Source organism: Pseudonocardia sp. ICBG601, assembly GCF_020496245.1.
The window spans coordinates 97,333-121,813 of sequence record NZ_JAHLJA010000022.1 but is presented as its reverse complement, the minus strand read 5'-3'; the positions used below and the strand labels follow the sequence as shown (position 1 = coordinate 121,813).

Here is a 24,481-nt window from a genome sequence, read left to right as displayed (position 1 = left end):
CAGCCCGTTCAGTCCACGTCAGGATCGGCGAACTGGGCCCGCAGGGCCCGCAACGCCTCGCTGCGGGTCAGCCCGGTCGCCTGCAGCAGATCGATCGCGATCGAACGGACCTGCGCGACGAGCACCGCCGCCGACCCCGCGGGCGCCGTCTGACCCTCCGCCGGCCGCACGACGACCGCACCCGGGTCGGCGAGGACCGGCGCGTGCTGCACGGCCTCCAGGATCGGGCCGCGGGCCTTCTCCCGGTCGCCGTCCTGCCCGAGCTCCCCGATCAGCGCCTCGACGGCGGCGGCCAGCTCGGTGATGGCGTCCGGCAGACCGGGCGGGACCGGTTCGCCGTCCTCGATCGCGGTCATCGCGCGCCGGGCGAGCACCCGGGCGTTGCGGTGGGCGTAGTCGGCCCGTTCGGCGAGGGTCCGGTAGCGGCGCAGCATGGCCCGGCGCGGCCGGTGCATCGGCGAGACCGTCACGACCTCGCCCGCGGAGCTGACGGCGGTGCGCAGCTCGTCGATGACGGCCTGGGTGTCGCGGGCCCGGGCCAGCGCCCGCGACGCGTTCTCCCGGTCGCCCTCGCGCAGCGCCGTCGCGGTCTCGGTGAGCACGGTGACGAGGTCGTCGAGCACCCGGCGGGCGACCCGGCGCACGATCCGGACCGGGTGCGCGGGGATGACCGCGGCCACCAGGATCCCGGCGAGCCCACCGATCAGTGCGTCGATGCAGCGGTCGATCCCGCCGGTCTCGGTGGGCGGGAGTAGCGTCGTCACCAGCACCGCGGAGACCGCGGCCTGGTTGACGAACAATGTGCCGCCGTCGGTGAAGACCGCGACGACCAGCGCGAGCGCGACGACGAGCACCAGCTGCCAGAGGCCGCTGCCGATCCGCGCGATCAGCAGGTCACCGACCAGCACCCCGATGCTCACCCCGACGACGAGCTCGGCGGCGCGGCGCAGCCGCGAGTTGAGCGACATGCCCAGGCTGAGCACGGCCGCGATCGGCGCGAAGAACGGCCGCGTGTGACCGACCAGGTCACCGGCCACCCAGAGGGCGAGCCCGGCGGCCATGGAGCACTGCAGGATCGGCAGCCACGACGCGCGGACGCGCCGGGCGCCGGCCCGGCCACGTGAGCGGACCCGATCCCACGCGGCCACGGGCGTCAGGACACGCCGAGGGCGGCGAGCGCCTCCGGGTCCGAGTCGGAGATCAGCGTGCGCAGCCGCTCGACCTCGGGGGCCTCCCCGATCGCCGTGGCGGCGCGCAGCAGCGCCCCGCAGGACCGCAGGAAGCCCTGGTTCGGCTCGTGCGACCACGGGACCGGGCCGAAGCCCTTCCAGCCGTTGCGGCGCAGCTGGTCCAGGCCACGGTGGTAACCGGTGCGGGCGTAGGCGTACGCGGCCACGGTCTCGCCGGCGTCGAGGGCGCGCTCGGCGAGCACCGCCCAGGCGATCGACGACGACGGCGACCCCGCCGCCACCTCCGACGGGTCCTTGCCCGCCGCCAGGTCCGCCGCCGCGGGGTCGACCGGGAGACGCGTGTCGTCGGGCTCGAGCAGGTTGCCGTGCAGACTCATGGCGCCATCCTGGCGCGTGCCCACCGGTCGTCGCCAACCGGTGGGCACGCGATGAGGATCCGGACCAGGGCTCAGAGAGCCTTGCCCGCCGACTTCAGCGACTCGCAGGCCTCGATGACGCGCTCGCTCATCCCGACCTCGGCCTTCTTCAGGTACGACCGCGGGTCGTAGACCTTCTTGTTGCCGACCTCGCCGTCGATCTTGAGCACGCCGTCGTAGTTCTCGAACATGTGCGACACGATCGGCCGAGTGAAGGCGTACTGGGTGTCGGTGTCGACGTTCATCTTCACGACGCCGTAGGTCAGCGCCTCGTGGATCTCCTCGAGCAGCGAGCCGGAGCCTCCGTGGAAGACCAGGTCGAACGGCTTGGCGCCGGCGTCGAGGCCCAGCTTCTGCACGGCCACCTCCTGGCCCTGCTTGAGGATCTCCGGGCGGAGCTTCACGTTGCCCGGCTTGTAGACGCCGTGCACGTTGCCGAAGGTCGCGGCCAGCAGGTAGCGGCCCTTGTCGCCGGCACCGAGGACGTCGACGGTGCGCTCGTAGTCGCCGGGGGCGGTGTAGAGCTTGTCGTTGATGTCGTTCGCGACGCCGTCCTCCTCACCGCCGACGACGCCGATCTCGACCTCGAGGATGATCTTCGCCTTGGCCGCCTGCTCCAGGAGCTCGGCCGCGATCTTCAGGTTCTCCTCGAGCTCGACCGCGGAGCCGTCCCACATGTGCGACTGGAACAGCGGGTTCTGCCCCTTGTCCACGCGCTCCTGGCTGATCGCGATCAGCGGACGCACGAACGAGTCCAGCTTGTCCTTGGGGCAGTGGTCGGTGTGCAGCGCGATGTTGACCGGGTACTTGTCCGCGACGACGTGCGCGAACTCGGCGAGCCCGACCGAACCGGTGACCATGTCCTTCACCCGGGTGCCGGACAGGAACTCCGCACCACCGGTCGAGACCTGCACGATGCCGTCGGAGCCCGCCTCCGCGAACCCGCGCAGCGCCGCGTTGAGGGTCTCGGTGCTGGTCACGTTGATCGCCGGGTAGGCGAACTCGCCGCTCTTGGCGTTGTCCAGCATCTGGTTGTAGATCTCGGGCGTGGCGATGGGCACGGGGCCTGCCTCCTCGTCGTCGGCGGTCGCTGCTCCGCGCAGCGCTCCTTGTCTCCGGGTGAGTATCACGTACCCACGGCGAAGGGGGAGCCATCGTCGGTGATGGGCCTGGTCTCACCGCGGACGACGTCGCCGACCGCCGCAACGGGTGACACTGCTGCGTGAGACTGCTGCACCGGGTAATGCTGCGAAGGCTGTCGGTGGTGGTCGCTAGGGTGGTGGTCGTGGAGGAGGAGCGCGCCGAGAACGCCGTCGACCGGACGCTGGGCCGGTTGCGCGCCATCGACAGCCGACCGGCGCCCGAGGGCACCGGGCCGCATCAGTTCGCCCCGGGCACGGCGCCCGACCCGGTCGACGGGCCGGGTGGATCCGGAGCCCGGCAGGGGCCGGACACGCCGCTGACCCTGGCCGACCTCTACCGCGACCACCGGCTGCGGCTCATGCGCCTCGCGATGCTGCTGGTGGACATCCCGGCCACCGCGGAGGACGTGGTGCAGGAGGCGTTCACCGGCCTGCACCGGCACTGGTCCGGGCTGCGGGACGAGACCGCTGCCGTCGCCTACCTGCGCGCGGCCGTGGTGAACGGGTCGCGCTCGGTGCTGCGGCGCCGTCGCACGGCGCGCGAGTACGTGCCCCCGCACGCGGCGAACGCCCGCTCGGCGGAGTCGCTGGCCATGCTGTCGGCCGAGCACCAGTCGGTCGTCGACGCGCTGGCCCAGCTCCCGCCGCGCCAGCGCGAGGTCCTCGTCCTGCGCTACTACGGCGGGCTGACCGAGTCCGAGATCTCCGAGGCCGCCGGGATGAGCCGCGGCACGGTGAAGTCCACCGCCAGCCGCGCGCTCGACGCCGTCGCCCGGATCATGGCCGAGCGCGCCGGGACCGAGGCCGTCCGGCGTCCGGGAGAGCTGCGATGACCGGCCCCCAGCCGCCGCAGCCCGGCCGCGACGACGCCGCCCGCCGGATCGGCGAGGCGCTCCAGGCCCAGGCCCGCGGGCGCCCGATGCCGCGGCGTCCCGCGGCGGGACCGGCCCCCGTGCCACCGCGCGTTCCCGGCCGGATCCCGCCGCCGGTCCCGCGTCCCGCGCCGCCCCCGCAGCGCCGGCCGCAGCAGACCCCGGCGCCGGCGCCCGCCCGTTCGGCGACCGGCCAGATCGTCTGGGCCGCTGTGATCGCGCTGCTCCTCGGTGCCCTGCTCGGCGGGGGTCTCGCGCTGGTCTCGGTGCTCCTGCCGGGTGCGCTGCCCGCCCTCGGCTGAACCGCTCACAGCACCTCCACAGCGACGGCGACGTCGGCCCCCGTCACCCGGCCAGTACCGTTTCTCGACGTGACGGTTCTCGCCGCGACGCAGACGCTCGCCCTCGGTCCCGACTGGCTCGACCCGGCGGTGATCATCGAGTCCCTGGGCCCGTGGGCCCTGGTGGGCGTCGCCGCGATCATCTTCGCGGAGTGCGGGCTCCTGCTCGGGTTCTTCCTCCCGGGCGACTCGCTGCTGTTCACCGCGGGCCTGTTCGTGGCGCAGGGCGCGATCGACGTCCCGCTGTGGCTGGTCAGCCTGGTGCTGGTGGTCTCGGCTTTCGCCGGCAACGCCGTCGGCTACGGGATCGGCTACCGCGCCGGCCCGGCGATCTTCGACAAGCCCAAGTCGAAGCTGTTCAACCCCAAGCACGTCGAGAAGACCCACGAGTTCTTCGAGAAGTACGGCAACCGGGCCATCGTCCTGGGTCGGTTCGTGCCGATCGTGCGGACCTTCATCACCGTCAGCGCGGGCGTCGCGCGGATGGACCCGAAGCGGTACCTGACGTACTCGCTGATCGGCGGCGTCGCCTGGGCGGCGGGCGTGACGGTGCTGGGCTACTTCCTCGGCCAGTTCACCTTCGTCCGTGAGCACATCGACCTGATCCTGGTCGCGATCGTGCTGGTCTCGGTGCTGCCGATCGTGTTCGAGGTGCTGCGGGCGCGGGCCGCGTCGAAGCGCGGGGGTCCCGCCGGCCCGGTCGACGGCGTCGCGGGCGCCGCGGCCGGTGCTGCCGCCGCCACCGTCACCGGCCACAGCGCCGACGACGACCCGGCCGCGGTCACCATGCAGATGCCCGCCGTCGGGAACGGCCCGGCACCGCAGCACGGGCAGCCCCGGGACGGTCAGGCCCCGTACGCACCGCGGCCCGGTCGCGCACCGCAGAGTGGTCACGCCCCGCAGAGTGGTCACGCCTCGCAGAGCGGTCGCGCCCCGCAGCACGGCGGGCCCGCGCCCCGGCCCGGCGCCGGGCCCCGTCCCCAGGACGGCACCGAGCCGCCGTACCGCCACACCACCGGCCGCCCCGCGATGCCACCCCGCGCGGGCGGCTGAGCGTCGACCGGCACGTTTCCGCCCCCGGCGGGGCGGAAACGTGCTGATCACCAGGCGTCGGACAGGTCCGCGTGCTCGCGGATCCAGCTGTGCATCACGATGCCGGACGCCACGCCGGCGTTGACCGAGCGCGTCGAGCCGAACTGGGCGATCGACACGACCAGGTCCGCGGCGTCGCACAGCTCCGGGGAGAGTCCCGGGCCCTCGGCGCCGAACACCAGCACGCAGTCCCGCGGCAGCGACGGCCGCTCCAGCCGGGCCGCCCCCGCGACGTTGTCCACCGCGACCACGGCCAGACCGTGCTCCCTGGCGAACGCGACGAGCCCGCCGGCGGCGGCGTGGTAGTGCAGCCGCAGGTAGCGGTCGGTGACCATCGCGCCGCGACGGTTCCACCGCCGTCGTCCGACGATGTGCACGCCGGCGACGCCGAAGGCGTTCGCCGTGCGCACCACCGTGCCGATGTTGTGGTCGTGGCCGAGGTTCTCGATCGCCACGTGGAACGGGTGCGCCCGGCGCGCCAGGTCCGCCGCGACCGCCTCACGACGCCAGTAGCGGTAGCGGTCGACGACGTTGCGCCGGTCCCCCTGCTCCAGCAGCTCCGGGTCCCAGTGGTCGCCGTCGGGCCACGGCCCGGCCCACGGGCCTACACCGACCTGGCCGGGGACCGACCACTCGCTGGGCCCTGGCTCGCTCATCCCAGCTGCAGGTCCGCCAGCCCCAGCAGCGCGCGGTACGGCACGCCCTCCGCCTCGACCGCCTCCCGGGCGCCGGTGTCGCGGTCGACGACCGTGCACACGCCGACGACGTCGGCGCCGGCCGCCAGCACCGACCGGACCGCGGTCAGGACCGAGCCGCCGGTGGTGGAGGTGTCCTCGACGACCAGCACCGGGAGACCGGCGATGTCCGGGCCCTCGATGAGCCGCTGCATCCCGTGCTTCTTGGTCTCCTTGCGGACGACGAACGCGTCGACCGGGTCGGTGTCCGGCTCGGCCGCCGCCGCGTGCAGCACCGCCGTCGCGACCGGGTCCGCGCCGAGTGTCAGCCCACCCACCGACCGGTAGGTCCAGTCCGCGGTGAGCTCGCGCAGCAGCCGCCCGATCAGCGGGGCCGCCTCGTGGTGCAGCGTGACGCGGCGCAGGTCGATGTAGTAGTCGGCCTCCGCGCCGGAGGAGAGCGTGACCCGCTCGTGGACGACGGCGATCTCCCGGACCAGCGCGGCCAGCCGGGAACGATCGGTGTGTGCGGAGCTCATGTGCGATCCCTGTCGAACGTCGCCGTGATGCGTCGCAGCAGGCCCCGGGGCAGCACCCCGGTCGCCCCACGATCGCCTTGTACTGCCGGGAGGGCACCGAGACGACCCGGCCCCGGCCGAGGTCGGCGAGCGCCTCGTCGACGACCTGGGAGGCCTCTAGCCACAGCGGGCCGCGGCGGGCGCCGACGTCGATGCCCGCGCGCTCGTGGAACTCGGTGCGCACGTAGCCGGGGCACAGCACCATCGCGCGCACCCCGGTGCCCTGCAGCGACGCGGCGACGCCCTCGGTGAAGGAGATGACCCACGCCTTGTCGGCCCGCGTAGGTGGAGCCGCGCCCGGCCAGGAAGCCCGCGACGCTGGCGACGTTCAGCACCGCGCCGGTGCCGCGGTCGACCATTCCGGGCAGCACGGCCCGGGTCAGCTCCAGCACGGCGGCCACGTTGACCTGCAGCTGCCGGGCCAGGTCGGCGGCGTCGTTGTCCAGGAACGACGAGCCCAGCGCGAGCCCGGCGTTGTTGACGAGCAGGTCGACCGGGGCGAGGTCGGGATCGGCGAGGCGGCGCACGACGCGGGCCCGCTGGTCCGGTTCCGACAGGTCGGCCGGCAGCACCTCGACGACCACGCCGAGGTCGCGGTAGCGCTGCGCGGCGGCCTGGAGGCGGTCGGCGTCGCGCGCCACGAGCACGAGGTCGCGGCCGTCGGCGGCGAGCCGATCGGCGAACGCGGCACCGATCCCCGACGACGCGCCCGTGATCATGACGGAGGGCACGCGGAGAGCCTAGTGCGTCCGCACCCGACCGGCGCAGGCGCGACGGTGGCCGACGGGCCCGGTGTGACCCGCACGACACGGGTGTCCGGCGACCTGCGTGAGACCGGCCGCTCTCGCGTGCCGGTGCACCACGAAGCCTTTACCGTCGAGGCCATGACGTCCGAGGCGCTGCCGATCCAGCGGCCGGTCGATCCCGCCGCTCCCCCCGGCTCCTCCGACGGGCCGCACGGCGTCTACGGATCTCTGACACTTATGGACACCCGAGTGGATGTCTGTCGGTGTGAGTGATCGGTAGTCACACGGGTGTTTCGGCAGGTCAGGGTGACTTGCTTCTTCTGGTCCGTGCCCCGCGGCGACGCTTCAGCGCGGGTGATCGTCGGCGTTGTGGCTGGTGTAGTGCGGCGAACTCTGCGGTGTCGCCGTCGCTTGGGAGTGGGAGTTGTTTTATCCCGGAGGCTTATTCAGGGCCCGTGAAATAACGATCTAGCCCGGCGTGTCGGGTTGGGCGACAGCCCGTCCATCGCGAAGATTGGTTTGTCGAATCAATCCGAGATGAATGGGCTGTCGCAGTATGTACTATACCACTGGCTTTCGGCGTGATGAGATTCAGGATCTTGCCGCTCTGGTGCATGAGCAGGATCAGCGGAACGCGACTGGCCTGCGACGGCCTTGGCCGCCGATTCTGGGATTGTTCTGGTCGGTGGTGATCACGTTGGCGTATCTGCGCGGGAATCGTGTGCAGTGGGAGTTGGCGGAAACCTACGGGGTGTCGCAGTCGACGGTCAGTCGAGCGATCGCGGGGGTGACACCGTTGCTGGCGCAGGCGCTGCGGAGTGTAGTTCCGACTGCGGAGGAGCTTCGTGCCGATCGGCAGTACATCATCGACGGAACCCTGCTGCCCTGCTGGTCATGGACCGCCGTACCAGGTCTGTGGTCGGGCAAGCATCGCACCACCGGCGTCGTCGTCCAGGTCGCAGCCACCCTGGAAGGGCAGCTGTCGTGGATCTCCGACCCGACCCCAGGCTCCCGACACGACCTACATTGCCTCGACCAATCCGGCGCCCTCGACCACCTCGCCACATACCCACCGATCGGCGATAAAGGCTACATCGGGCGCGGCATGCTCACCCCGTTCAAAAAACAACCCGGCCGGGAACTTCTCGACTGGCAGAAAACATTCAACAAGAGCCTCAACCGCACACGCGCCACCATCGAGCGAGTCATCGCCCATATCAAGTCGTGGAAAGTTCTCCACACAGACTACCGCCGACCCTACGCCACATTTAAAACGACGATCTCGGCAGTCATCGGACTCATCTTCTACGCACTTACCTGACGGAGCCTGAATAAGCCTCCCGGCACCGGATGACTGGCCTGTGTTGTTGCCGGGTTACCCGTTGACGCTGAGATCCTCGGCGCCGCGTAACCCGCTCGGCAGCTAATGCGCGTTTCGCAGTGTTCACCGCGCCGACGTCATCTCGATTGACCGTAAACATGCACGTGGCGCATGCCTGCGCTGTGGTATCCCCCTGGTCGACTAACGAGGTTATCACATGTTGGGCAATTTGCCGATGTTCCTCGGGGTGGGACATCCACGACAGTGAGACCATCGCGGGTCGCGATGTGTTCGATCGCGTTTGCGGCGACGCGACGCGCTGATTGAGCTACTGTGTTGTTGACATCTTTACCCAACCCTCGGGCCTCTAGAGTGGCAAGATCTTCCAGTGCAATGATCGATGCACCGGAGGCTCGGGCGATTACCGTGACATACTGCGCGGCCAGATAAGCTAAATCTCGATTGATGCGTGCCCGTTTCTGCCCACAGGAGAGCATTTCTGCCTGCAGCGCAGACATCTTCCCTCAAGGCGCTGTCGCGTGGGTATCGAGGCTTGAGGAATAAGCTGTTCAAGACGAGCGATTTTACGGCGGAGGAACTGTCCTTGTCGCTGAAGTCGAGCTAACTTGACGGAGAGTCCATGGTCATCGAAACGGCGCCCGCGAAAATCGCTGTACATGGCGTTGCTCTGAGTGTCACGAACTGCAGTCGCCGCAACGACCATATCCTTAGGTGACCAATCAACCCCGACTGCAGACGCTGCGTCCGCAACGGAGCCTTTTTCAACCTGACGTTTGTGCTGGTCAGGTAGCTGTGATCATGAGGGTCTGGACCGCGGCGACGAGCTGGGTGGCCTGGTTGGGGCTGGAGCGGATCTTGCGGAGGATCTTCCAGTTCTTCAGCTCGGCGTTGACCCGTTCACCGGGTGCCCGTCGTCGGGCGTGGGCGGCGTTGACCGCTTTCTGATTCGCTGACAGGGGCCGGTACCGGCCGGTGTCGAGGTCGCGGCGGCGGCGTCGGTGGGGGACGGTGATCGCGGGCCCGCCGCCTTGGTAGGCGGTGTCAGCGATCGCCCGCACCCCGGCGGTGTTGACCGCGTCGATGATCCCGTGGGCGCGGGCGGCACCCATGTCGTGCCGGGCTCCGGGTAGCGGTGGGGAGATCCACACCAGCCTGCCGACGGGGTCGGCGATGACCTGCACGTTCAGGCCGTGGCACTTGTGTTTGCCGGAGTAGAACGCCCGGTCGTAGCCGGATGTCATGCCGACCCGGTCGATACGCAGCAGCGTGCCGTCCAGGATCACGAACGCCTTCCCAGCGGCGACGGTGATGGCCTGTTCCAGGGTCGGGGCGAGCGCGGCGAGCAGACCGATCGCCTCGGTCAGGTACCGGTACACCGTCGCGGTGCTCACCGCGAACCCGCAGGCCAGGGCAGCGTAGGTCTCGCCCTTACGCAGGTAGGCGAGCACCAGCAAGGCCTGCCGACCGGCTGAGAGCCGGCGCCAGCGTGTTCCACGCTGACGCCGATGCCCCCGGAGAAGATCAGCAAGATCACGGACGCTACGGCTGGACACGTTCATCCCGGATGGGTAGGACAGCACACGGGGCTCCTGGCAGACGACGGTTCGACACCCATCCGTCTACCAGGAGCCCCACCCCCAGGGCCCCGGCAAAGTCGCGATAGGCGGCGGTAGTCGCCCCACGCGGCCTTCTGATTGCCGCGCTGCACCTGCCCGGGACCAGCTATAGCGCCGAGCGGCGGCGCAGCTGCGCCGCTTGTCACGGCTCGCCACAAGATCATCTAACGACTTTGCCGGGGCCCTGCCCCACCCCCCACATCACCGCAGCTCAGGACCCACCCATCACGACTTTGCCGGGGCCCTGGCCCCACCCCGGCCGGCCTTCACGCCCCTGACCAGCACAAACGTCAGGTTGAAAAAGGCTCACGGTCGGTGGCCGAGGCACTGAGGCTTATTCAGGCTCCGTCAGGTAAGTGCGTAGAAGATGAGTCCGATGACTGCCGAGATCGTCGTTTTAAATGTGGCGTAGGGTCGGCGGTAGTCTGTGTGGAGAACTTTCCACGACTTGATATGGGCGATGACTCGCTCGATGGTGGCGCGTGTGCGGTTGAGGCTCTTGTTGAATGTTTTCTGCCAGTCGAGAAGTTCCCGGCCGGGTTGTTTTTTGAACGGGGTGGGCATGCCGCGCCCGATGTAGCCTTTATCGCCGATCGGTGGGTATGTGGCGAGGTGGTCGAGGGCGCCGGATTGGTCGAGGCAATGTAGGTCGTGTCGGGAGCCTGGGGTCGGGTCGGAGATCCACGACAGCTGCCCTTCCAGCCTGACTTTGGTCACCCGAGCCTGGTTTCGCAGCTTGTACTGCGCTGAGCTGCGGTGATGTGTTTGCGCGGGAGCGGTGTGAGGCACTAATTCGGTGCTCTACGCTCGGTCAGGTGGCGTGGGTGAGGCCAGGGCCCCGGCAAAGTCGTTAGATGATCTTGTGGCGAGCCGTGACAAGCGGCGCAGCTGCGCCGCCGCTCGGCGCTATAGCTGGTCCCGGGCAGGTGCAGCGCGGCAATCAGAAGGCCGCGTGGGGCGACTACCGCCGCCTATCGCGACTTTGCCGGGGCCCTGTGGGTGAGGCGGGTACGGACGGCCTCCGGGGCGACCGCGGTCCAGATCGCCGAGTCCGTGCAGGGCCATCGACGGATCGTGGCCCATGTCGGGTCAGCGCACACCGAGGCCGAGCTGGGCCTGCTGGTCGAGCAGGCCCGTGGGCTGATCGACGACGCTGCACAGCAGGCCCTGGATCTGGGCGTCGCGCCGTCACCCCGGCGGGCCGAGCTGATCGCGCCCACCGCGGCCGGCGGTGCCACGCAGGAGGGGCTGTTCGGCCAGATGCCGCGGCGCGCCCCGAGCACCACAACCCGGCGGGTGGGTGCGCCGCAGGTGATCACGACCGGGTCGCGGGTGCTGTTCGACATCCTCGCCGAGGTCTACGCGGGCCTCGGGTTCGCAGAGGTCGCTGATGACACGTTCCGCGACCTGGTGATCGCCCGGATCGTCGAGCCCACGTCCATCCTGGACACCGGTCGGGTGCTGGCCGGTCTGGGCGTCACCGCGGCGAGCGAAAAGACGATGCGCCGCACCCTGCTGCGCTGCACCGGGCGCAGCTACCGCGACGAGATCGCGAGGGCCTGCTTCACCCACGCCCGTGGCAGTGGGGATGTGTCGTTGTGTCTCTACGACGTCACCACCCTCTACTTCGAGGCGGAGAAGGAGGACGACCTGCGCAAGGTCGGGTTCTCCAAGGAACGCCGGGTCGACCCGCAGGTCGTCGTCGGGCTGCTGGTCGATCGCGCAGGGTTCCCCCTCGAGATCGGCTGTTTCGAGGGCAACAAGACCGAGACCGCGACGATCCTGCCGATCATCGAGGCCTTCCGGGCCCGACACCAGCTGCCGGTCGAGCCGGGCGGGATGGTCGTGGTCGCCGACGCAGGGATGCTCTCGGCCGCGAACCTGCGCGACCTCGACGAGGCCGGCCTGCGGTTCATCGTCGGCTCCCGACTCACCAAGGCCCCGGTTGACCTGGAGTCGCACTTCCACTGGCACGGCGACGCCTTCGTCGACGGGCAGATCATCGACACCCTCACACCACGCGACCGCCGCACCGGGCGCAGCGAGAACAGCCCGAAGGTCAAGGCCGAGCCCGTCTGGAACCCCAACCAGCATCCGGGATCCTGGCGGGCGGTCTGGGCCTACTCCACGAAGCGGGCCGTCCGGGACCGGCGCACGTTGACCCTGCAGGAGAACCGGGCCCGCGAGGTCATCGCCGGCGAGAAGCCCGCGCGCACACCGCGGTTCGTCAAGGTCACCAACGGCTCCCGCGCCCTGGACGAGGCCTCCTTGGCTCGGGCATACCGGTTGGTCGGGTTGAAGGGCTACGTGACCAACATCCCGGCCGGCGGCGCAGCGGCCGGGGAGATCATCGGCGACTACCACGACCTCTGGCACGTCGAGCAGTCCTTCCGGATGAGCAAAACCGACCTACGCGCCCGCCCGATGTTCCACCACCAACGCCAGTCCATCGAAGCGCACCTGACCATCGTGTTCACCGCCCTCGCAGTCGCCCGCGAGATCCAGAACCGCACCGGGCTCACCATCCGCAACGTCGTCCGCCAGCTCCGACCACTGCGCTCGGCCACCATCGCCATCAACGGCACCCAGCAGACCTTCCCGCCCGCCGTCCCCGCCGACAAACAGGCCCTCCTCGACGCGCTCCGTCAGCCCGCGGCGAAGCACTAAGACAAGTGACCGAAGTCAGGTCCAGGGTGGCTGCGACCTGGACGACGACGCCGGTGGTGCGATGCTTGCCCGACCACAGACCTGGTATGGCGGTCCATGACCAGCAGGGCAGTAGGGTTCCGTCGATGATGTACTGCCGATCGGCACGAAGCTCCTCCGCCGTCGGAACGACACTCCGCAGTGCCTGTGCCAGCAACGGTGTCACCCCCGCGATCGCTCGACTGACCGTCGACTGCGACACCCCGTAGGTTTCCGCCAACTCCCACTGCACACGATTCCCGCGCAGATACGCCAACGTGATCACCACCGACCAGAACAATCCCAGAATCGGCGGCCAAGGCCGTCGCAGGCCAGTCGCGTTCCGCTGATCCTGCTTATGCACCAGAGCGGCAAGATCCTGAATCTCATCACGCCGAAAGCCAGTGGTATAGTACATACTGCGACAGCCCGTTCATCTTGGATTGATTCGACAAACCAATCTTCGCGATGGACGGGCTGTCGCCCAGCCCGACACGCCGGGCTAGATCGTTATTTCACGGGCCCTGAATAAGCCTCACTGTTTCAGCGAAAGCGAAACGGAATAGTGCCCCGCGCCGATCAAGGGTCACCTCGGGGAGATGCCATCCGGTGATTGACCGATGATGTAAATGTTGAGGAATCGGGATATCGAGTTGAACCCAACGCCAATCGGTCCGAGAATCTGGATGTTGACGTACAGGAAGTTTGATCCGCAGTGTCAGCTCGGTGGCCGTACTGGTAACAAGCGTCGCCAGCTGGGCGTCAACGGCTCCGAGACGGACCCGGCGAGCGACAGATGGAACGGGTTGGAGCGTCGTGATCCGCAAGCCTGCCGGATCGACCCCGGGATGCAAGCGCACCCACCGAGCGATCTGCCTATGCACATTCCTCGCGAACGCACCCCCGAGGCCCGCAGTGCCGTCTGACGCACCACCAGACACCTCTGCTGCAATGGCGGCATCCCGAGAAGCCAAGGTTCGCAACGTTGATATCACCTGTGCCGTCACGATCCGCATCACACGAGATGGAACGTACATATCCTGCGGAAACTGAGGTCGCCATCCGCAACGCTGCCCCACTACCGCTGCAGCCGCAGGCAATCGACGGCCGCCCTCATCCACACCGGAATGTATACGGTCAAAAGTTTCCGGAACCCACAACTCGGAGAGCAGATCGCGTTCGGCGCCCTCCACAATGTCGAGCAGCCAACGCACCCGCTCCGTCAAGTCATCTCGCGACACGACAGCACCAGACACTTCACACACTGCTCGTGAAGCTCGAGATGTCGTTGAAGACGTCAATGAGGCTTATTCAGGCTCCGTCAGGTAAGTGCGTAGAAGATGAGTCCGATGACTGCCGAGATCGTCGTTTTAAATGTGGCGTAGGGTCGGCGGTAGTCTGTGTGGAGAACTTTCCACGACTTGATATGGGCGATGACTCGCTCGATGGTGGCGCGTGTGCGGTTGAGGCTCTTGCAGAATGTTTTCTGCCAGTCGAGAAGTTCCCGGCCGGGTTGTTTTTTGAACGGGGTGAGCATGCCGCGCCCGATGTAGCCTTTATCGCCGATCGGTGGGTATGTGGCGAGGTGGTCGAGGGCGCCGGATTGGTCGAGGCAATGTAGGTCGTGTCGGGAGCCTGGGGTCGGGTCGGAGATCCACGACAGCTGCCCTTCCAGGGTGGCTGCGACCTGGACGACGACGCCGGTGGTGCGATGCTTGCCCGACCACAGACCTGGTACGGCGGTCCATGACCAGCAGGGCAGCAGGGTTCCGTCGATGATGTACTGCCGATCGGCACGAAGCTCCTCCGCAGTCGGAACTACACTCCGCAGCGCCTGCGCCAGCAACGGTGTCACCCCCGCGATCGCTCGACTGACCGTCGACTGCGACACCCCGTAGGTTTCCGCCAACTCCCACTGCACACGATTCCCGCGCAGATACGCCAACGTGATCACCACCGACCAGAACAATCCCAGAATCGGCGGCCAAGGCCGTCGCAGGCCAGTCGCGTTCCGCTGATCCTGCTCATGCACCAGAGCGGCAAGATCCTGAATCTCATCACGCCGAAAGCCAGTGGTATAGTACATACTGCGACAGCCCATTCATCTCGGATTGATTCGACAAACCAATCTTCGCGATGGACGGGCTGTCGCCCAACCCGACACGCCGGGCTAGATCGTTATTTCACGGGCCCTGAATAAGCCTCAATACATTGGATTTCTGCCAACCCGTCACGTCGGAGGTATCGGCGCGCTCAGAGCGTGTTTGGAAATGGTGGGTGTGTCGGGATGGTCGACACGGCTGGGGTGCTCCATCGTGGTCGGCATGCAGGAACGACCGCGCCGGTACCCCTCGGACACCAGTGATGCCCAGTGGGTGGTGATCGAGCCGTTGTTACCGCCGCTCGCGCGGCGGGGGCGGCCTGTTGCTCATGCTCGTCGGGACGTGCTGGACGCGATCTTGTATGTCGTGCGGACCGGGTGTGCCTGGCGGGCGTTGCCGGTGGACTTCCCGCCCTGGCAGACCGTCTACTGGTACTTCAACCAGTGGGAACAGCAGAAGGTCACCGAGAAGATCCTCCCGGTCGTGCGGGGGCAGTTACGTATCGCCGAGGGCCGTGATCCGGAGCCGAGTGCGGGGATCATCGATTCCCAGTCGGTCAAGGGCGCCGACACCGTCGGCCAGGACTCCCGCGGCTACGACGCCGGGAAGAAGACAGGCGGACGGAAACGGTTCATCGTGACCGACACCCTCGGTCTGCTGCTGACCACGATGGTGTGCTCGGCCTCGGTACAGGACCGCGACGGCGCCAAGCCGATCCTGCTCAACCTCTACCTGCGCACCAGGGTGCGGTTCGTCTACGCCGACGCCGGCTTCGCCGGGCGACTGCTCGACTGGGCCGCCACGATCCTGCAGACAACGATCGAGATCATCCGCAAGCCACCCGAGCAGCGCGGATTCACCGTCCTCCCACGAAGGTGGGTGGTCGAACGGACCCTGGCCTGGCTCACCGCACACCGACGCCTGGCCCGAGACTACGAACGCCACCCCACCACATCCGAAGCCATGATCCGCTGGGCCGCGATCAACACCATCACCCGCCGCATCGCCCGTGGATACCCCGCCACCCGCCAGCAGAAACACACGACACCCTCAACCCACTAGAATTTCCAAACACGCTCTCAGGCGGTCGTAGCACTTGATCTTGTTGTTCGGCGAGGAACAGGATCATGACGTGCGGAAACTGTTGACTTTGGCTGATCGGGAGGAGATCTCCCGGGGGTTGGCCGCTGGCCGGCGGTTGTGCGACATCGCTGCGGTGGTGGGGCGGGATCGGTCGGTGATCTCTCGTGAGGTCGCCCGTCACGGCGGCCGGGCCGGCTACCGGGCGGGGCCGGCTGAGGAAGCGGCGCGGGTCGGGCGGTCCCGGCCGAAGATGTTCGCGGTGGACCGGTCACCGCGGCTGCGGGAAGTAGTGACCGGGTTGTTGCAGATCGGCTGGTCCCCGGCCTCGATCGCGGGCCGTCTGCCCCGGCTCTATCCGACCGACGAGACTTACCGGGTGTCTCACGAGGCGATCTACCAGTGGGTCTATGCCACCCCGGTGTCCACCCTGGCTCGCGAGTTGATCGCGTTACGGACCCGCCGGACCGCCCGTCGTGGCGGCGGTAGGCCTCCATCTGCTCCCCGGATCGTCGAACCGACCTACATCGATGAACGACCTACTGAGGCTGAGGGGCGGGCGGTGCCCGGGCACTGGGAGGGCGACCTGGTCATCGGTAAAGCAGGTAAGACCGCGGTAGCGACGCTGGTGGAGCGCACTTCGCGGTTCCTGGTCCTGGTCCCGCTGCACGGGCGTGACTCCCACACTGTGACCCGGGCGGTGGTCGCTGCGACCGCTGGGCTCCCCGAGGTGATGCGCCGCTCGCTGACCTGGGACTGCGGGGCCGAGATGGCCGCCCACCACGTGGTGTCCAAGGGCTCGATGCCGGTCTACTTCGCTCGCCCGCGCTCTCCCTGGCAGCGCGGCAGCAACGAGAACCTCAACCGCATCGTGCGCGAGTACCTCCCCAAAGGCGTGGAGATCCCCTCCGACCCCACCTACCTGTCCATGATCGCCGCCGACATCAACGACCGACCACGTAAAATCTTCGACTGGAAGAAACCCTCCGAGGTATTCAGCGAACTCATCGAGGCAAGTGCTTCCACCGCCTGAGCGCGCCCCCTGCTCCTGCAGGCGTGCCTGCGCGGCATCAAGCAGTCGTTTCTGATTCGTCTTTGACCGCAACTGATAGAACCGACCAGAAAAGGACGCAAGTAACGCCATGAAGTCATCCATCAGCTCTTCAAGCAGCGACTTGTCCGCATGAGCATGAACAGTCTCAACTGCAACTCCGACCTGCGCCAGATACCGCTCAATATAGGCGACACCAAACCGAGCCAGTCGGTCACGCCACACTACGCGAACTACCGTGAACCGCCCAGCAGCGGCGTCATCAAGTAGCCGAGTCAACCCCTTCCGATTTTCTCGCAAACCGGACGCGCGATCACGATACACTCGGAATACTGTCCCCCTGGACGTCTCCCGCAACACCGATTCCTGGTTCGCCAACGACGACTCCTGACCCGTCGAACCAGAAACACGGCAATACAACGCCTCAACCCGCTCCGCCGCTTCCGGCTGAATCGGTTCGCGCCCAAGGAGGACATCAAGATCAGCACGATCAAACAAACGCTGACCAGAGGCTGAAACTCGACACGGCAGCCGACCCTCTCGGGCAGCCTTCCGAACACCCACCACCGACATGCCCATGTACTCGGCAGCTCGCGCTATACGCATCTAAAGCAGTATGAGCTAGTACCGGATACTTTGTCAACAGTCGATGAGCCCGTCACCCCGTCATTCGAGGGTCGCGGTCGTGGGGGCCGGGTTCACCGGACTCGCCGTGGGCCTGGCCCTGCTACGGCGGGGTGTGCACGACTTCATCCTGCTGGAGCGGGCCGACGACGTCGGCGGCGTGTGGCGCGACAACACCTATCCCGGGGTCGGCGTCGACACGCCGTCGCCGCTGTACCAGCTGCGGGCCATGACCAACCCGGGCTGGAGCGAGCTCTACGCGCCCGGTCACGAGGTGCAGGACTACGCACGGCGCCTGGCCCGCTCGACCGGTCTGCTCGACCACGTCCGCTTCGACGCCGACGTGCTCTCCGCGCGCTGGGACCCCGCGGACGCCCGCTGGCGGATCGCGACCCCGTCCGGCGAGTTCACCGCTGACGTGCTGGTCAGCGCGGCGGGGCTGGTCGCGGACCCGAAGCTGCCCGACGTCGAGGGCCTCGCGGACTTCCCCGGACCGGTGTTCCACTCGGCCCGCTGGGACCACGACGCGGACCTGACCGACTCGCGCGTCGCGGTCGTCGGGACGGGGGCGACGGCGGTCCAGCTCGTCCCCGAGCTGCAGCCGCGCGTCGCCGAGCTGCACCTCCTGCAGCGCACCCCGGCCTGGATCCTCCCCAAGCCCGAACGGCCCGTCGGCGAGCGCACCCGTCGCACGCTGGCGGCGAACCCGCTGCTGTGCCGGATGCAGTTCGACGTCATGTACGTCGGCGCCGAGCTGCTCGCCGCCACCCGCCGGTCGCGGCTGCTGCGCGAGGCCCTCACCCGGGTCGGCCGCCGGCACCTCGCCGCCCAAACGCCCGACCCGCAGCTGCGTGCCCGGCTGACCCCCGACTTCGACTACGCCTGCAAGCGGCCGCTGGTCTCGAACGACTACCTGCCCGCGATGAGCGCGCCGAACACGACGCTGCACACCGGAGGACTCACCCGGGTCGAGGGGCGGACCGTCGTCTCCGGCGACGGCAGCCGCGCCGAGGTCGACGCGATCGTGCTGACCACCGGGTTCGAGGTCGGCGCGACCGCCCCGATCGCGCGCCGCATCCACGACGCGCACGGCCGCTCGCTGCACGACCACTGGGGTTCCTACCCGCGCGCCTACCTGGGGATGAGCTACCCCGGTTTCCCGAACCTGTTCCTGATGCAGGGTCCGAACGCGACCAGCGGGGCCAGCTCGACACTGCTGTTCTCCGAGGCCCAAGCCCGCTACGTCGCCGACGCCGTGTGCCGGATGGCGGCCGAGGGCATCCGCGCGCTCGACGTGAAGCCCGCCGTCGAGGAGCGCTGGACGCGGCGGATCCGGCGCCGGTCGGCCCGCACCGTGTACGAGACCGGCGGCTGCGCGAGCTACTACCAGAACGACGAGGGCGTCAACGTCGTGATGTGGCCCGCCAACACCGCGGAGTACCAGCTGCGGACCCGCCGGTTCCGACTGTCGCCGTTCGACGTCGAGCGGGGCCGGACCGGTGCCGGGCGCCCGCTGCACCCGTTGCGCCCGGTCCGGCTCGCCGCGACGGCCTGACCGTAGGATCGGCCGGTGCCCACCGGAGGCGACCGCACACCCGAGCCCGCATCGCCGGACCTGGTCGGCTCCTTCTCCGACGCCTGCGAGGCCGTCTACGGCGGGCGGATGCACCGTAACCGGGCCCGTGCGTCGGCGTTACGGGCCGACGGTGCGTCCCTGTCCGATGCCGAATTCGCGGTGATCACCCCGCTGACCGAGACCCCGGGACTGACCGTGGGCAGGCTCGCGGCCGAGGTCGGCGTCAGCTCGCCGACGCTGAGCCGGTCATTGTCCCGGCTGGAGGACGGCGGGCTCGTGGTGCGCGAACGGGTGGGTCCGTCCGGGCACCGGGTCGAGGTGCGGGTGACCGACGCCGGGCTCCGGGCGTGGGCGCAGGCACGGGACCGGACCATGGCCCGCCAGCGGCAGGCGCTGGAGATGCTGCCGCCCGGGCGGCGCGACGCCGTCGTCGTCGCGCTGCGGGAGCTGGCCGCAGCGATCGACGCGGCGGACGCCGCGGGGCCGGACGGCACGGCGCCCGGCACCCCGGTCCGCCCGGCCTGAGAGCGTGTTTGGAAATTCTAGTGGGTTGAGGGTGTCGTGTGTTTCTGCTGGCGGGTGGCGGGGTATCCACGGGCGATGCGGCGGGTGATGGTGTTGATCGCGGCCCAGCGGATCATGGCTTCGGATGTGGTGGGGTGGCGTTCGTAGTCTCGGGCCAGGCGTCGGTGTGCGGTGAGCCAGGCCAGGGTCCGTTCGACCACCCACCTTCGTGGGAGGACGGTGAATCCGCGCTGCTCGGGTGGCTTGCGGATGATCTCGATCGTTGTCTGCAGGATCGTGGCGGCCCAGTCGAGCAGTCGCCCGGCGAAGCCGGCGTCGGCGTAGACGAACCGCACCCTGGTGCGCAGGTAGAGGTTGAGCAGGATCGGCTTGGCGCCGTCGCGGTCCTGTACCGAGGCCGAGCACACCATCGTGGTCAGCAGCAGACCGAGGGTGTCGGTCACGATGAACCGTTTCCGTCCGCCTGTCTTCTTCCCGGCGTCGTAGCCGCGGGAGTCCTGGCCGACGGTGTCGGCGCCCTTGACCGACTGGGAATCGATGATCCCCGCACTCGGCTCCGGATCACGGCCCTCGGCGATACGTAACTGCCCCCGCACGACCGGGAGGATCTTCTCGGTGACCTTCTGCTGTTCCCACTGGTTGAAGTACCAGTAGACGGTCTGCCAGGGCGGGAAGTCCACCGGCAACGCCCGCCAGGCACACCCGGTCCGCACGACATACAAGATCGCGTCCAGCACGTCCCGACGAGCATGAGCAACAGGCCGCCCCCGCCGCGCGAGCGGCGGTAACAACGGCTCGATCACCACCCACTGGGCATCACTGGTGTCCGAGGGGTACCGGCGCGGTCGTTCCTGCATGCCGACCACGATGGAGCACCCCAGCCGTGTCGACCATCCCGACACACCCACCATTTCCAAACACGCTCTCAGAGCCCGAGCAGCCGCTCGGCATTGCCGTGCGCGATCCGGGCCAGGTCGGCGTCGTTGAGCTCGCGGCGGTCGAACCAGGTGGCCGCCTCGCGCATGTCCTCGAAGGGGTGGTCGGCGGAGAACAGCACCCGGTCCGCGCCGATCTCCTGCAGCGTGTTGAGCAGCGCCGGGGTGCGGAAGTTGCCGCTCGTCGTGACGTGGAAGTTGGTCCGCAGGTAGTGGCCGAAGCCGTGCCGGACGTCGAGGCCGCGCGGTGCGACGGCGAGGCGGTGCTCGACCCGCCAGATCACCCACGGGAGCACCTCGCCGAGGTGCCCGAGGATCACCTGCAGGCCGGGGTGGCGGTCGAACAGACCGCTGCCCATCAGCCGCAGCGCGTGCGTGGCGGTCTCGACGGTGAACGCCCACGCCGAGCCGTAGAGCCACGGGTGGCCGTCGTACTGCGGGCTCGTCGACTCCAGCGGGTCGCGGGGGTGCAGGTAGAGCGGCACGCCCAGCTCCTCCAGCGTCGCCCAGAACCCCGCGTAGCGCGGGTCGTCGAGGTAGACGACGGTCTCGGCGTCGCCGACCTGGGAGAAGCCGTTCACGAGCGCACCGACCAGTCCGAGGTCCTGCACCGCACGACGGAGCTCGGCGGTCGCCGCGTCGGGGTCCTGCATCGGCAGGGCGGCGAACGCGGCGAACCGGTCCGGCCGCTCGGCGACCCGGGCGGCCGCGTAGTCGTTGAGCCGGCGGGCCCAGTCGACGGCCCGGGGTGCGTCGTGCAGGGACTGGATGCCGGGGGAGAGCAGCGACAGCACCGACTTCTCGATGGCGCACTCGTCCATCAGCGCGAGGCGCTCGTCATGGATGTCGAGCAACATCGCCCGGTGCCGGGGCCACTCCTGCGGGGTGAAGTGGGTCTCGGACTGCTCGACGATGTCCGGTTCGGTGGCGCCGAAGTGCTCCTCCAGCGCGATCTTGCGGATTGGGGTGGTCATGGTCGCCTCCAAGTCGTTAGCTAACTATATAGTAGCTAGCTAACGACTTGTCGACGAGAGGTGTGACTGGTCCGTCAGCGCCAGGCGTGCACCTCGGCGAGCAGCCGCTCCGTCGCCGCGTCGTCGAGGAACGACGAGCTGAACGAGTTCGCAGCCAGCGTGCGGAGCTGGTCGTCGGTGAAGCCGAGGCCCTCGCGGACGGCGGCGTAGTTCGCGTCGGCGTAGCCGCCGAAGTAGGCCGGGTCGTCGGGGTGCACCGACACGTTCAGCCCGGCCGCGAGCATCTCCGGCAGCGGGTGCAGCCCGATCCCGGGGACGCAGGCGAGCCGGACGTTGGACAGCGGGCACACCGTCAGCGGGGTGCGGTCGCGGACCAGGCGGGCGACCAGCGCGTCGTCCTCGATGGCGCGGATGCCGTGGTCGACGCGCAGCACGCCCAGCTCGTCGAGGGCCTCGGTGACGTAGCCGGCCGGACCCTCCTCCCCGGCGTGCGCGACCGGCTTGAGCCCCAGCCCGCGGGCGCGGTCGAACACGGCGGTGAACTTCGACGGCGGGTGGCCCACCTCGGCCGAGTCGAGTCCGACCCCGACGATCCGGTCCAGGTACGGCTCGGCGGCCCGCAGGGTCTCCTCCGCCTCGGCCGCCGAGCGGTCGCGCAGGAAGCACAGGATCAGCCCGGCCGACACCTCGCCGGCGTGGGCCTCGACCGCGTCGGTCAGGCCGCCGATCACGTCACCGATCGCCACGCCGCGGGTGGTGTGGGCCTGCGGGTCGAAGAACATCTCGACGTGCCGCACGCCCTGCTCCGGGCAGGTGCGCAGGTACGCCGAGGCGAGCTCGGCGAAGTCGTCACGGGTCCGGAGGACGGCCATGTTGGCGTAGTAGACGTCCAGGAAGGACTGCAGGTCGGTGAAGTCGTAGGCGGCCCGCAGGTCCTCCACCGAGGCGTACGGCAGCGCGACGTCGTGCCGCCTGGCCAGCTCGAACACGGTCTCGGGTTCGAGCGTGCCCTCGATGTGCAGGTGCAGCTCGGCCTTCGGCAGCGGCGGGGTCCCGGTGGTCGTCACCGCGACATCATCCCGCGCCGCCCGGGACGGTCAGGAGCTGGTGACCGTCGACGTCATGTAGGCCGAGATCCGGTGGCCACGGGAGCGGTCGCGGGCCGCGGCGCTCGCCCGGGCCCGCTGCGCGGCGGTCCGCACCGGACCGGCCGCCCAGTGCCGCCCGCAGTCCCCGGCCGCGACGACGGCGCGTCCCGCACCCGGGCGGGACGGCAGGTCCGGCAGCCGGGCCGGCTCCCGGTACCCGGCACCGCCGAGCAGCTCCTCGGGCGTGGCCGGCCGGGCCTGCGCAGCAGGGGTCGTCGAGGCGGCCGTGTCGGCAGCGTCCGGGGCGGCAGCGTCCGGGGCAGTAGCGGCTGCGGTGCCGGTGGGCTGCCAGGTCGCGTCGGCGAACAGCTCGACGGCGCGCCGGGCCACCCGGACCCCCGCGGCGACGGCGCGCCGGGCCGGGTCCGGACGGGCCGGTGCGGTCTGCGGGGCGCTCACGACGAGGCCGGCGTCGAGGTCGTCGAGCACCGCGTCGGCGGCGTCGGCGGTCCACTCCGGCCGGTCGTCGCCCCGGACGGCGACGACGTGCACCTCGCCGGTCAGGGTCGGTGCGAGCGCGGTGACGAACGAGACCGCCCACGCGGCCGACTGCTCGTCCCCGCTGATCGCGACGACCCCACCGGCGCCGCGGCGCAGCATGCCGGGCAACGCGGCGTGGGTGAGACGCATCGTCGCGGTCGTGCCGAGGTCGACACTCGCCTGCGCGGGGTCCGACGCCGCGGCCGCGTCGGCGAGTGCGTCGTGCACGAGGACGTCGACGGCCGGGGCCTCCGGGCCGGCGAGGTGGGCCTCGAGCCGGAACAGGCCGTGCCGGGTGCCGAGGTCCGCGACGAGGACGTCGGCGCGCACCCCGTACCGGGCGGCGAGCTCCCGGGCGGTGGGGGCGACCCGCTCGGGGTCGCGGGTGACGAGCAGGAGGTCGTGTCCGCGCGCGGCCAGTCGGTCGGCCAGAGCCGCGCCGAGTCCCGTACCGCCGCCGGTGATGAGAGCCAGAGCCACACGATCAGGCTAGCGGTACCCGTTCGGCTTAACGCGTTCGGGTGGTCACATCGCGTTGTGATCAGTCAACGCTGCGTAGATTTCGCAGGTCAGGAATCGATCGTGGGACGACGGGCGTGCAGCCCCTCCTCCAGAGCGGTGGCGACCTCGGCCAGGTCGGCGAGCAGGTCCTGCATCCGATCGGCGGAGATCCCGACGGGCGCGGCGGCCAGCACCCAGGCGTCCTCGGCCCAGAGCAGCTCGACGTCCTCGCCGACCGCGTCGCTGGCGTCGGCGACCCGCGGGGTCAGCAGCGGGCGGACGGCGTCGGCGTCGCTGACGAAGGCGTAGCGCTCGCCGACCGGCTCGAGCAGGTCGAGGCCGGCGTCGTCGGGCAGCGGGGCCGAGGGCAGCCGCAGCTCGACGGCGGCGGGCAGCGACTCGTGCACCTGCACGGCGCAGAGCACCGAGCTGATCCGGCCGGCCTGCTCGTGGTCGAACGCGTAGGCCTTGCGCGGGCCGTCCGGGGTGGGAACGTCGCCCGAGACCAGGTTGCGGGCCACGCCGGGGCCGCCCTGGTGGATCGTCCCGTAGCGCCAGCGGCTGGGCAGGACGGGATCGGACTCGAGGTACTCCCACTCCCGCATGGAGGCCCAGCGGCGGCGGTCCCGCGTCGCACCCCCGCGGAACCGGTCGAACAGCAGCAGACCGACGCCGAGGACGATCGCGACGAGGGCGATGACGAACCAGACCGACATGCCGGGGAGCGTAGTCCCGACCGGGCTCGTGGAGTGGTAACGCCACGACACGGACGTGCACGTTCGACGCGGTCG

General features: G+C 69.4%; 21 protein-coding genes and 4 pseudogenes. 9 read left to right on the top strand and 16 right to left on the bottom strand.

Annotated elements, in window-relative coordinates; genetic code table 11:
• Positions 1-8: 8 nt before the first annotated feature.
• The 3 genes from KPL57_RS08625 to fbaA form a co-directional block, all read right to left on the bottom strand.
• Entirely contained in the window at positions 9-1,148 is a 1,140-nt protein-coding gene (locus tag KPL57_RS08625) for an aromatic acid exporter family protein (protein WP_226351173.1), read from the bottom strand.
• A 5-nt stretch (positions 1,149-1,153) separates the two neighbouring features.
• Positions 1,154-1,567, bottom strand: a complete 414-nt coding sequence (locus KPL57_RS08620; protein WP_020623386.1) for a DUF3151 domain-containing protein — start codon at positions 1,565-1,567, stop codon at positions 1,154-1,156.
• 71 nt (positions 1,568-1,638) lie between these two features.
• On the bottom strand, positions 1,639-2,667 hold the full coding sequence (gene fbaA, locus KPL57_RS08615) for a class II fructose-bisphosphate aldolase (protein ID WP_075309450.1): 1,029 nt from the start codon (positions 2,665-2,667) through the stop codon (positions 1,639-1,641).
• A gap of 224 nt (positions 2,668-2,891) precedes the next feature.
• On the opposite strand from fbaA, the gene KPL57_RS08610 reads away from it, so the two are divergent.
• The 3 genes from KPL57_RS08610 (at position 2,892) to KPL57_RS69490 (ending at position 5,014) form a co-directional block, all read left to right on the top strand.
• Positions 2,892-3,581 (top strand): RNA polymerase sigma factor, encoded by a 690-nt coding sequence (locus KPL57_RS08610; protein WP_226351188.1) that lies wholly within the window; start codon positions 2,892-2,894, stop codon positions 3,579-3,581.
• Complete coding sequence (locus tag KPL57_RS08605; protein ID WP_226351172.1) at positions 3,578-3,922, top strand: hypothetical protein; 345 nt, start codon at positions 3,578-3,580, stop codon at positions 3,920-3,922. The genes KPL57_RS08610 and KPL57_RS08605 overlap by 4 nt, the downstream gene beginning before the upstream one ends.
• 69 nt (positions 3,923-3,991) lie before the next feature.
• A complete protein-coding gene (locus tag KPL57_RS69490; RefSeq protein WP_308187912.1) occupies positions 3,992-5,014 on the top strand; it encodes a VTT domain-containing protein in 1,023 nt (340 codons plus the stop codon).
• A 47-nt stretch (positions 5,015-5,061) separates the two neighbouring features.
• Here the strand turns inward: KPL57_RS69490 and KPL57_RS08595 are convergent, their stop codons facing one another.
• From KPL57_RS08595 to KPL57_RS08585, 3 genes and pseudogenes are all read right to left on the bottom strand, one after another.
• Complete coding sequence (locus KPL57_RS08595; protein ID WP_226351171.1) at positions 5,062-5,709, bottom strand: RNA methyltransferase; 648 nt, start codon at positions 5,707-5,709, stop codon at positions 5,062-5,064.
• On the bottom strand, positions 5,706-6,266 hold the full coding sequence (pyrE, locus tag KPL57_RS08590; RefSeq protein ID WP_020625733.1) for an orotate phosphoribosyltransferase: 561 nt from the start codon (positions 6,264-6,266) through the stop codon (positions 5,706-5,708). The genes KPL57_RS08595 and pyrE overlap by 4 nt, the downstream gene beginning before the upstream one ends.
• A pseudogene (locus KPL57_RS08585) lies at positions 6,263-7,024 on the bottom strand (SDR family NAD(P)-dependent oxidoreductase). Before KPL57_RS08585 ends, pyrE begins: the two are co-directional and overlap by 4 nt.
• Positions 7,025-7,607: 583 nt before the next feature.
• On the opposite strand from KPL57_RS08585, the gene KPL57_RS08580 reads away from it, so the two are divergent.
• Positions 7,608-8,372 carry a transposase family protein gene (locus KPL57_RS08580; protein WP_226350834.1) on the top strand — a complete coding sequence of 255 codons (765 nt, stop codon included), beginning with the start codon at positions 7,608-7,610 and terminating at the stop codon, positions 8,370-8,372.
• 803 nt (positions 8,373-9,175) lie between these two features.
• Here KPL57_RS08580 and KPL57_RS08575 read toward each other — a convergent pair.
• Together KPL57_RS08575 and KPL57_RS08570 are read right to left on the bottom strand one after the other, a co-directional pair.
• Complete coding sequence (locus tag KPL57_RS08575) at positions 9,176-9,973, bottom strand: transposase family protein (protein ID WP_226350737.1); 798 nt, start codon at positions 9,971-9,973, stop codon at positions 9,176-9,178.
• A 384-nt stretch (positions 9,974-10,357) separates the two neighbouring features.
• Positions 10,358-10,726: a transposase family protein gene (locus KPL57_RS08570; protein ID WP_226351170.1), complete on the bottom strand. Its 369-nt coding sequence runs from the start codon at positions 10,724-10,726 to the stop codon at positions 10,358-10,360.
• 276 nt (positions 10,727-11,002) lie between these two features.
• Between KPL57_RS08570 and KPL57_RS08565 the strand changes: the two genes are divergently transcribed.
• Entirely contained in the window at positions 11,003-12,676 is a 1,674-nt protein-coding gene (locus KPL57_RS08565) for an IS1634 family transposase (protein WP_226351187.1), read from the top strand.
• Here the strand turns inward: KPL57_RS08565 and KPL57_RS08560 are convergent.
• Positions 12,585-13,112 (bottom strand): transposase family protein, encoded by a 528-nt coding sequence (locus tag KPL57_RS08560; RefSeq protein ID WP_226351169.1) that lies wholly within the window; start codon positions 13,110-13,112, stop codon positions 12,585-12,587. The genes KPL57_RS08565 and KPL57_RS08560 overlap by 92 nt on opposite strands.
• Before the next feature lie 903 nt (positions 13,113-14,015).
• Positions 14,016-14,780 (bottom strand): transposase family protein, encoded by a 765-nt coding sequence (locus KPL57_RS08555; RefSeq protein ID WP_226351168.1) that lies wholly within the window; start codon positions 14,778-14,780, stop codon positions 14,016-14,018.
• Between the two features lie 184 nt (positions 14,781-14,964).
• On the opposite strand from KPL57_RS08555, the pseudogene KPL57_RS08550 reads away from it, so the two are divergent.
• Positions 14,965-15,889 (top strand): annotated as a pseudogene (locus KPL57_RS08550) (IS5 family transposase).
• Positions 15,890-15,898: 9 nt separating this feature from the next.
• Positions 15,899-16,909 carry an IS30 family transposase gene (locus tag KPL57_RS08545; RefSeq protein ID WP_226351167.1) on the top strand — a complete coding sequence of 337 codons (1,011 nt, stop codon included), beginning with the start codon at positions 15,899-15,901 and terminating at the stop codon, positions 16,907-16,909.
• 63 nt (positions 16,910-16,972) lie between these two features.
• Here the strand turns inward: KPL57_RS08545 and KPL57_RS71905 are convergent.
• Positions 16,973-17,533 (bottom strand): annotated as a pseudogene (locus KPL57_RS71905) (IS607 family transposase); the annotation flags it as partial.
• A 79-nt stretch (positions 17,534-17,612) separates the two neighbouring features.
• On the opposite strand from KPL57_RS71905, the gene KPL57_RS08535 reads away from it, so the two are divergent.
• Together KPL57_RS08535 and KPL57_RS08530 are read left to right on the top strand one after the other, a co-directional pair.
• Positions 17,613-19,106 (top strand): NAD(P)/FAD-dependent oxidoreductase, encoded by a 1,494-nt coding sequence (locus KPL57_RS08535; protein WP_308252828.1) that lies wholly within the window; start codon positions 17,613-17,615, stop codon positions 19,104-19,106.
• Positions 19,107-19,121: 15 nt separating this feature from the next.
• Entirely contained in the window at positions 19,122-19,652 is a 531-nt protein-coding gene (locus KPL57_RS08530) for a MarR family winged helix-turn-helix transcriptional regulator (RefSeq protein WP_226351165.1), read from the top strand.
• A gap of 1 nt (position 19,653) precedes the next feature.
• Here KPL57_RS08530 and KPL57_RS08525 read toward each other — a convergent pair.
• From KPL57_RS08525 to KPL57_RS08505, 5 genes and pseudogenes are all read right to left on the bottom strand, one after another.
• Positions 19,654-20,563, bottom strand: a pseudogene (locus KPL57_RS08525) (IS5 family transposase); the annotation flags it as partial.
• 14 nt (positions 20,564-20,577) lie between these two features.
• On the bottom strand, positions 20,578-21,561 hold the full coding sequence (locus KPL57_RS08520; RefSeq protein ID WP_226351164.1) for an amidohydrolase family protein: 984 nt from the start codon (positions 21,559-21,561) through the stop codon (positions 20,578-20,580).
• Positions 21,562-21,635: 74 nt separating this feature from the next.
• Positions 21,636-22,628: an adenosine deaminase gene (locus KPL57_RS08515; RefSeq protein ID WP_226351163.1), complete on the bottom strand. Its 993-nt coding sequence runs from the start codon at positions 22,626-22,628 to the stop codon at positions 21,636-21,638.
• 30 nt (positions 22,629-22,658) lie between these two features.
• Positions 22,659-23,669: an SDR family NAD(P)-dependent oxidoreductase gene (locus tag KPL57_RS08510; RefSeq protein ID WP_226351162.1), complete on the bottom strand. Its 1,011-nt coding sequence runs from the start codon at positions 23,667-23,669 to the stop codon at positions 22,659-22,661.
• An 89-nt stretch (positions 23,670-23,758) separates the two neighbouring features.
• Positions 23,759-24,406 carry a hypothetical protein gene (locus KPL57_RS08505; RefSeq protein ID WP_020627000.1) on the bottom strand — a complete coding sequence of 216 codons (648 nt, stop codon included), beginning with the start codon at positions 24,404-24,406 and terminating at the stop codon, positions 23,759-23,761.
• Positions 24,407-24,481: the final 75 nt, after the last annotated feature.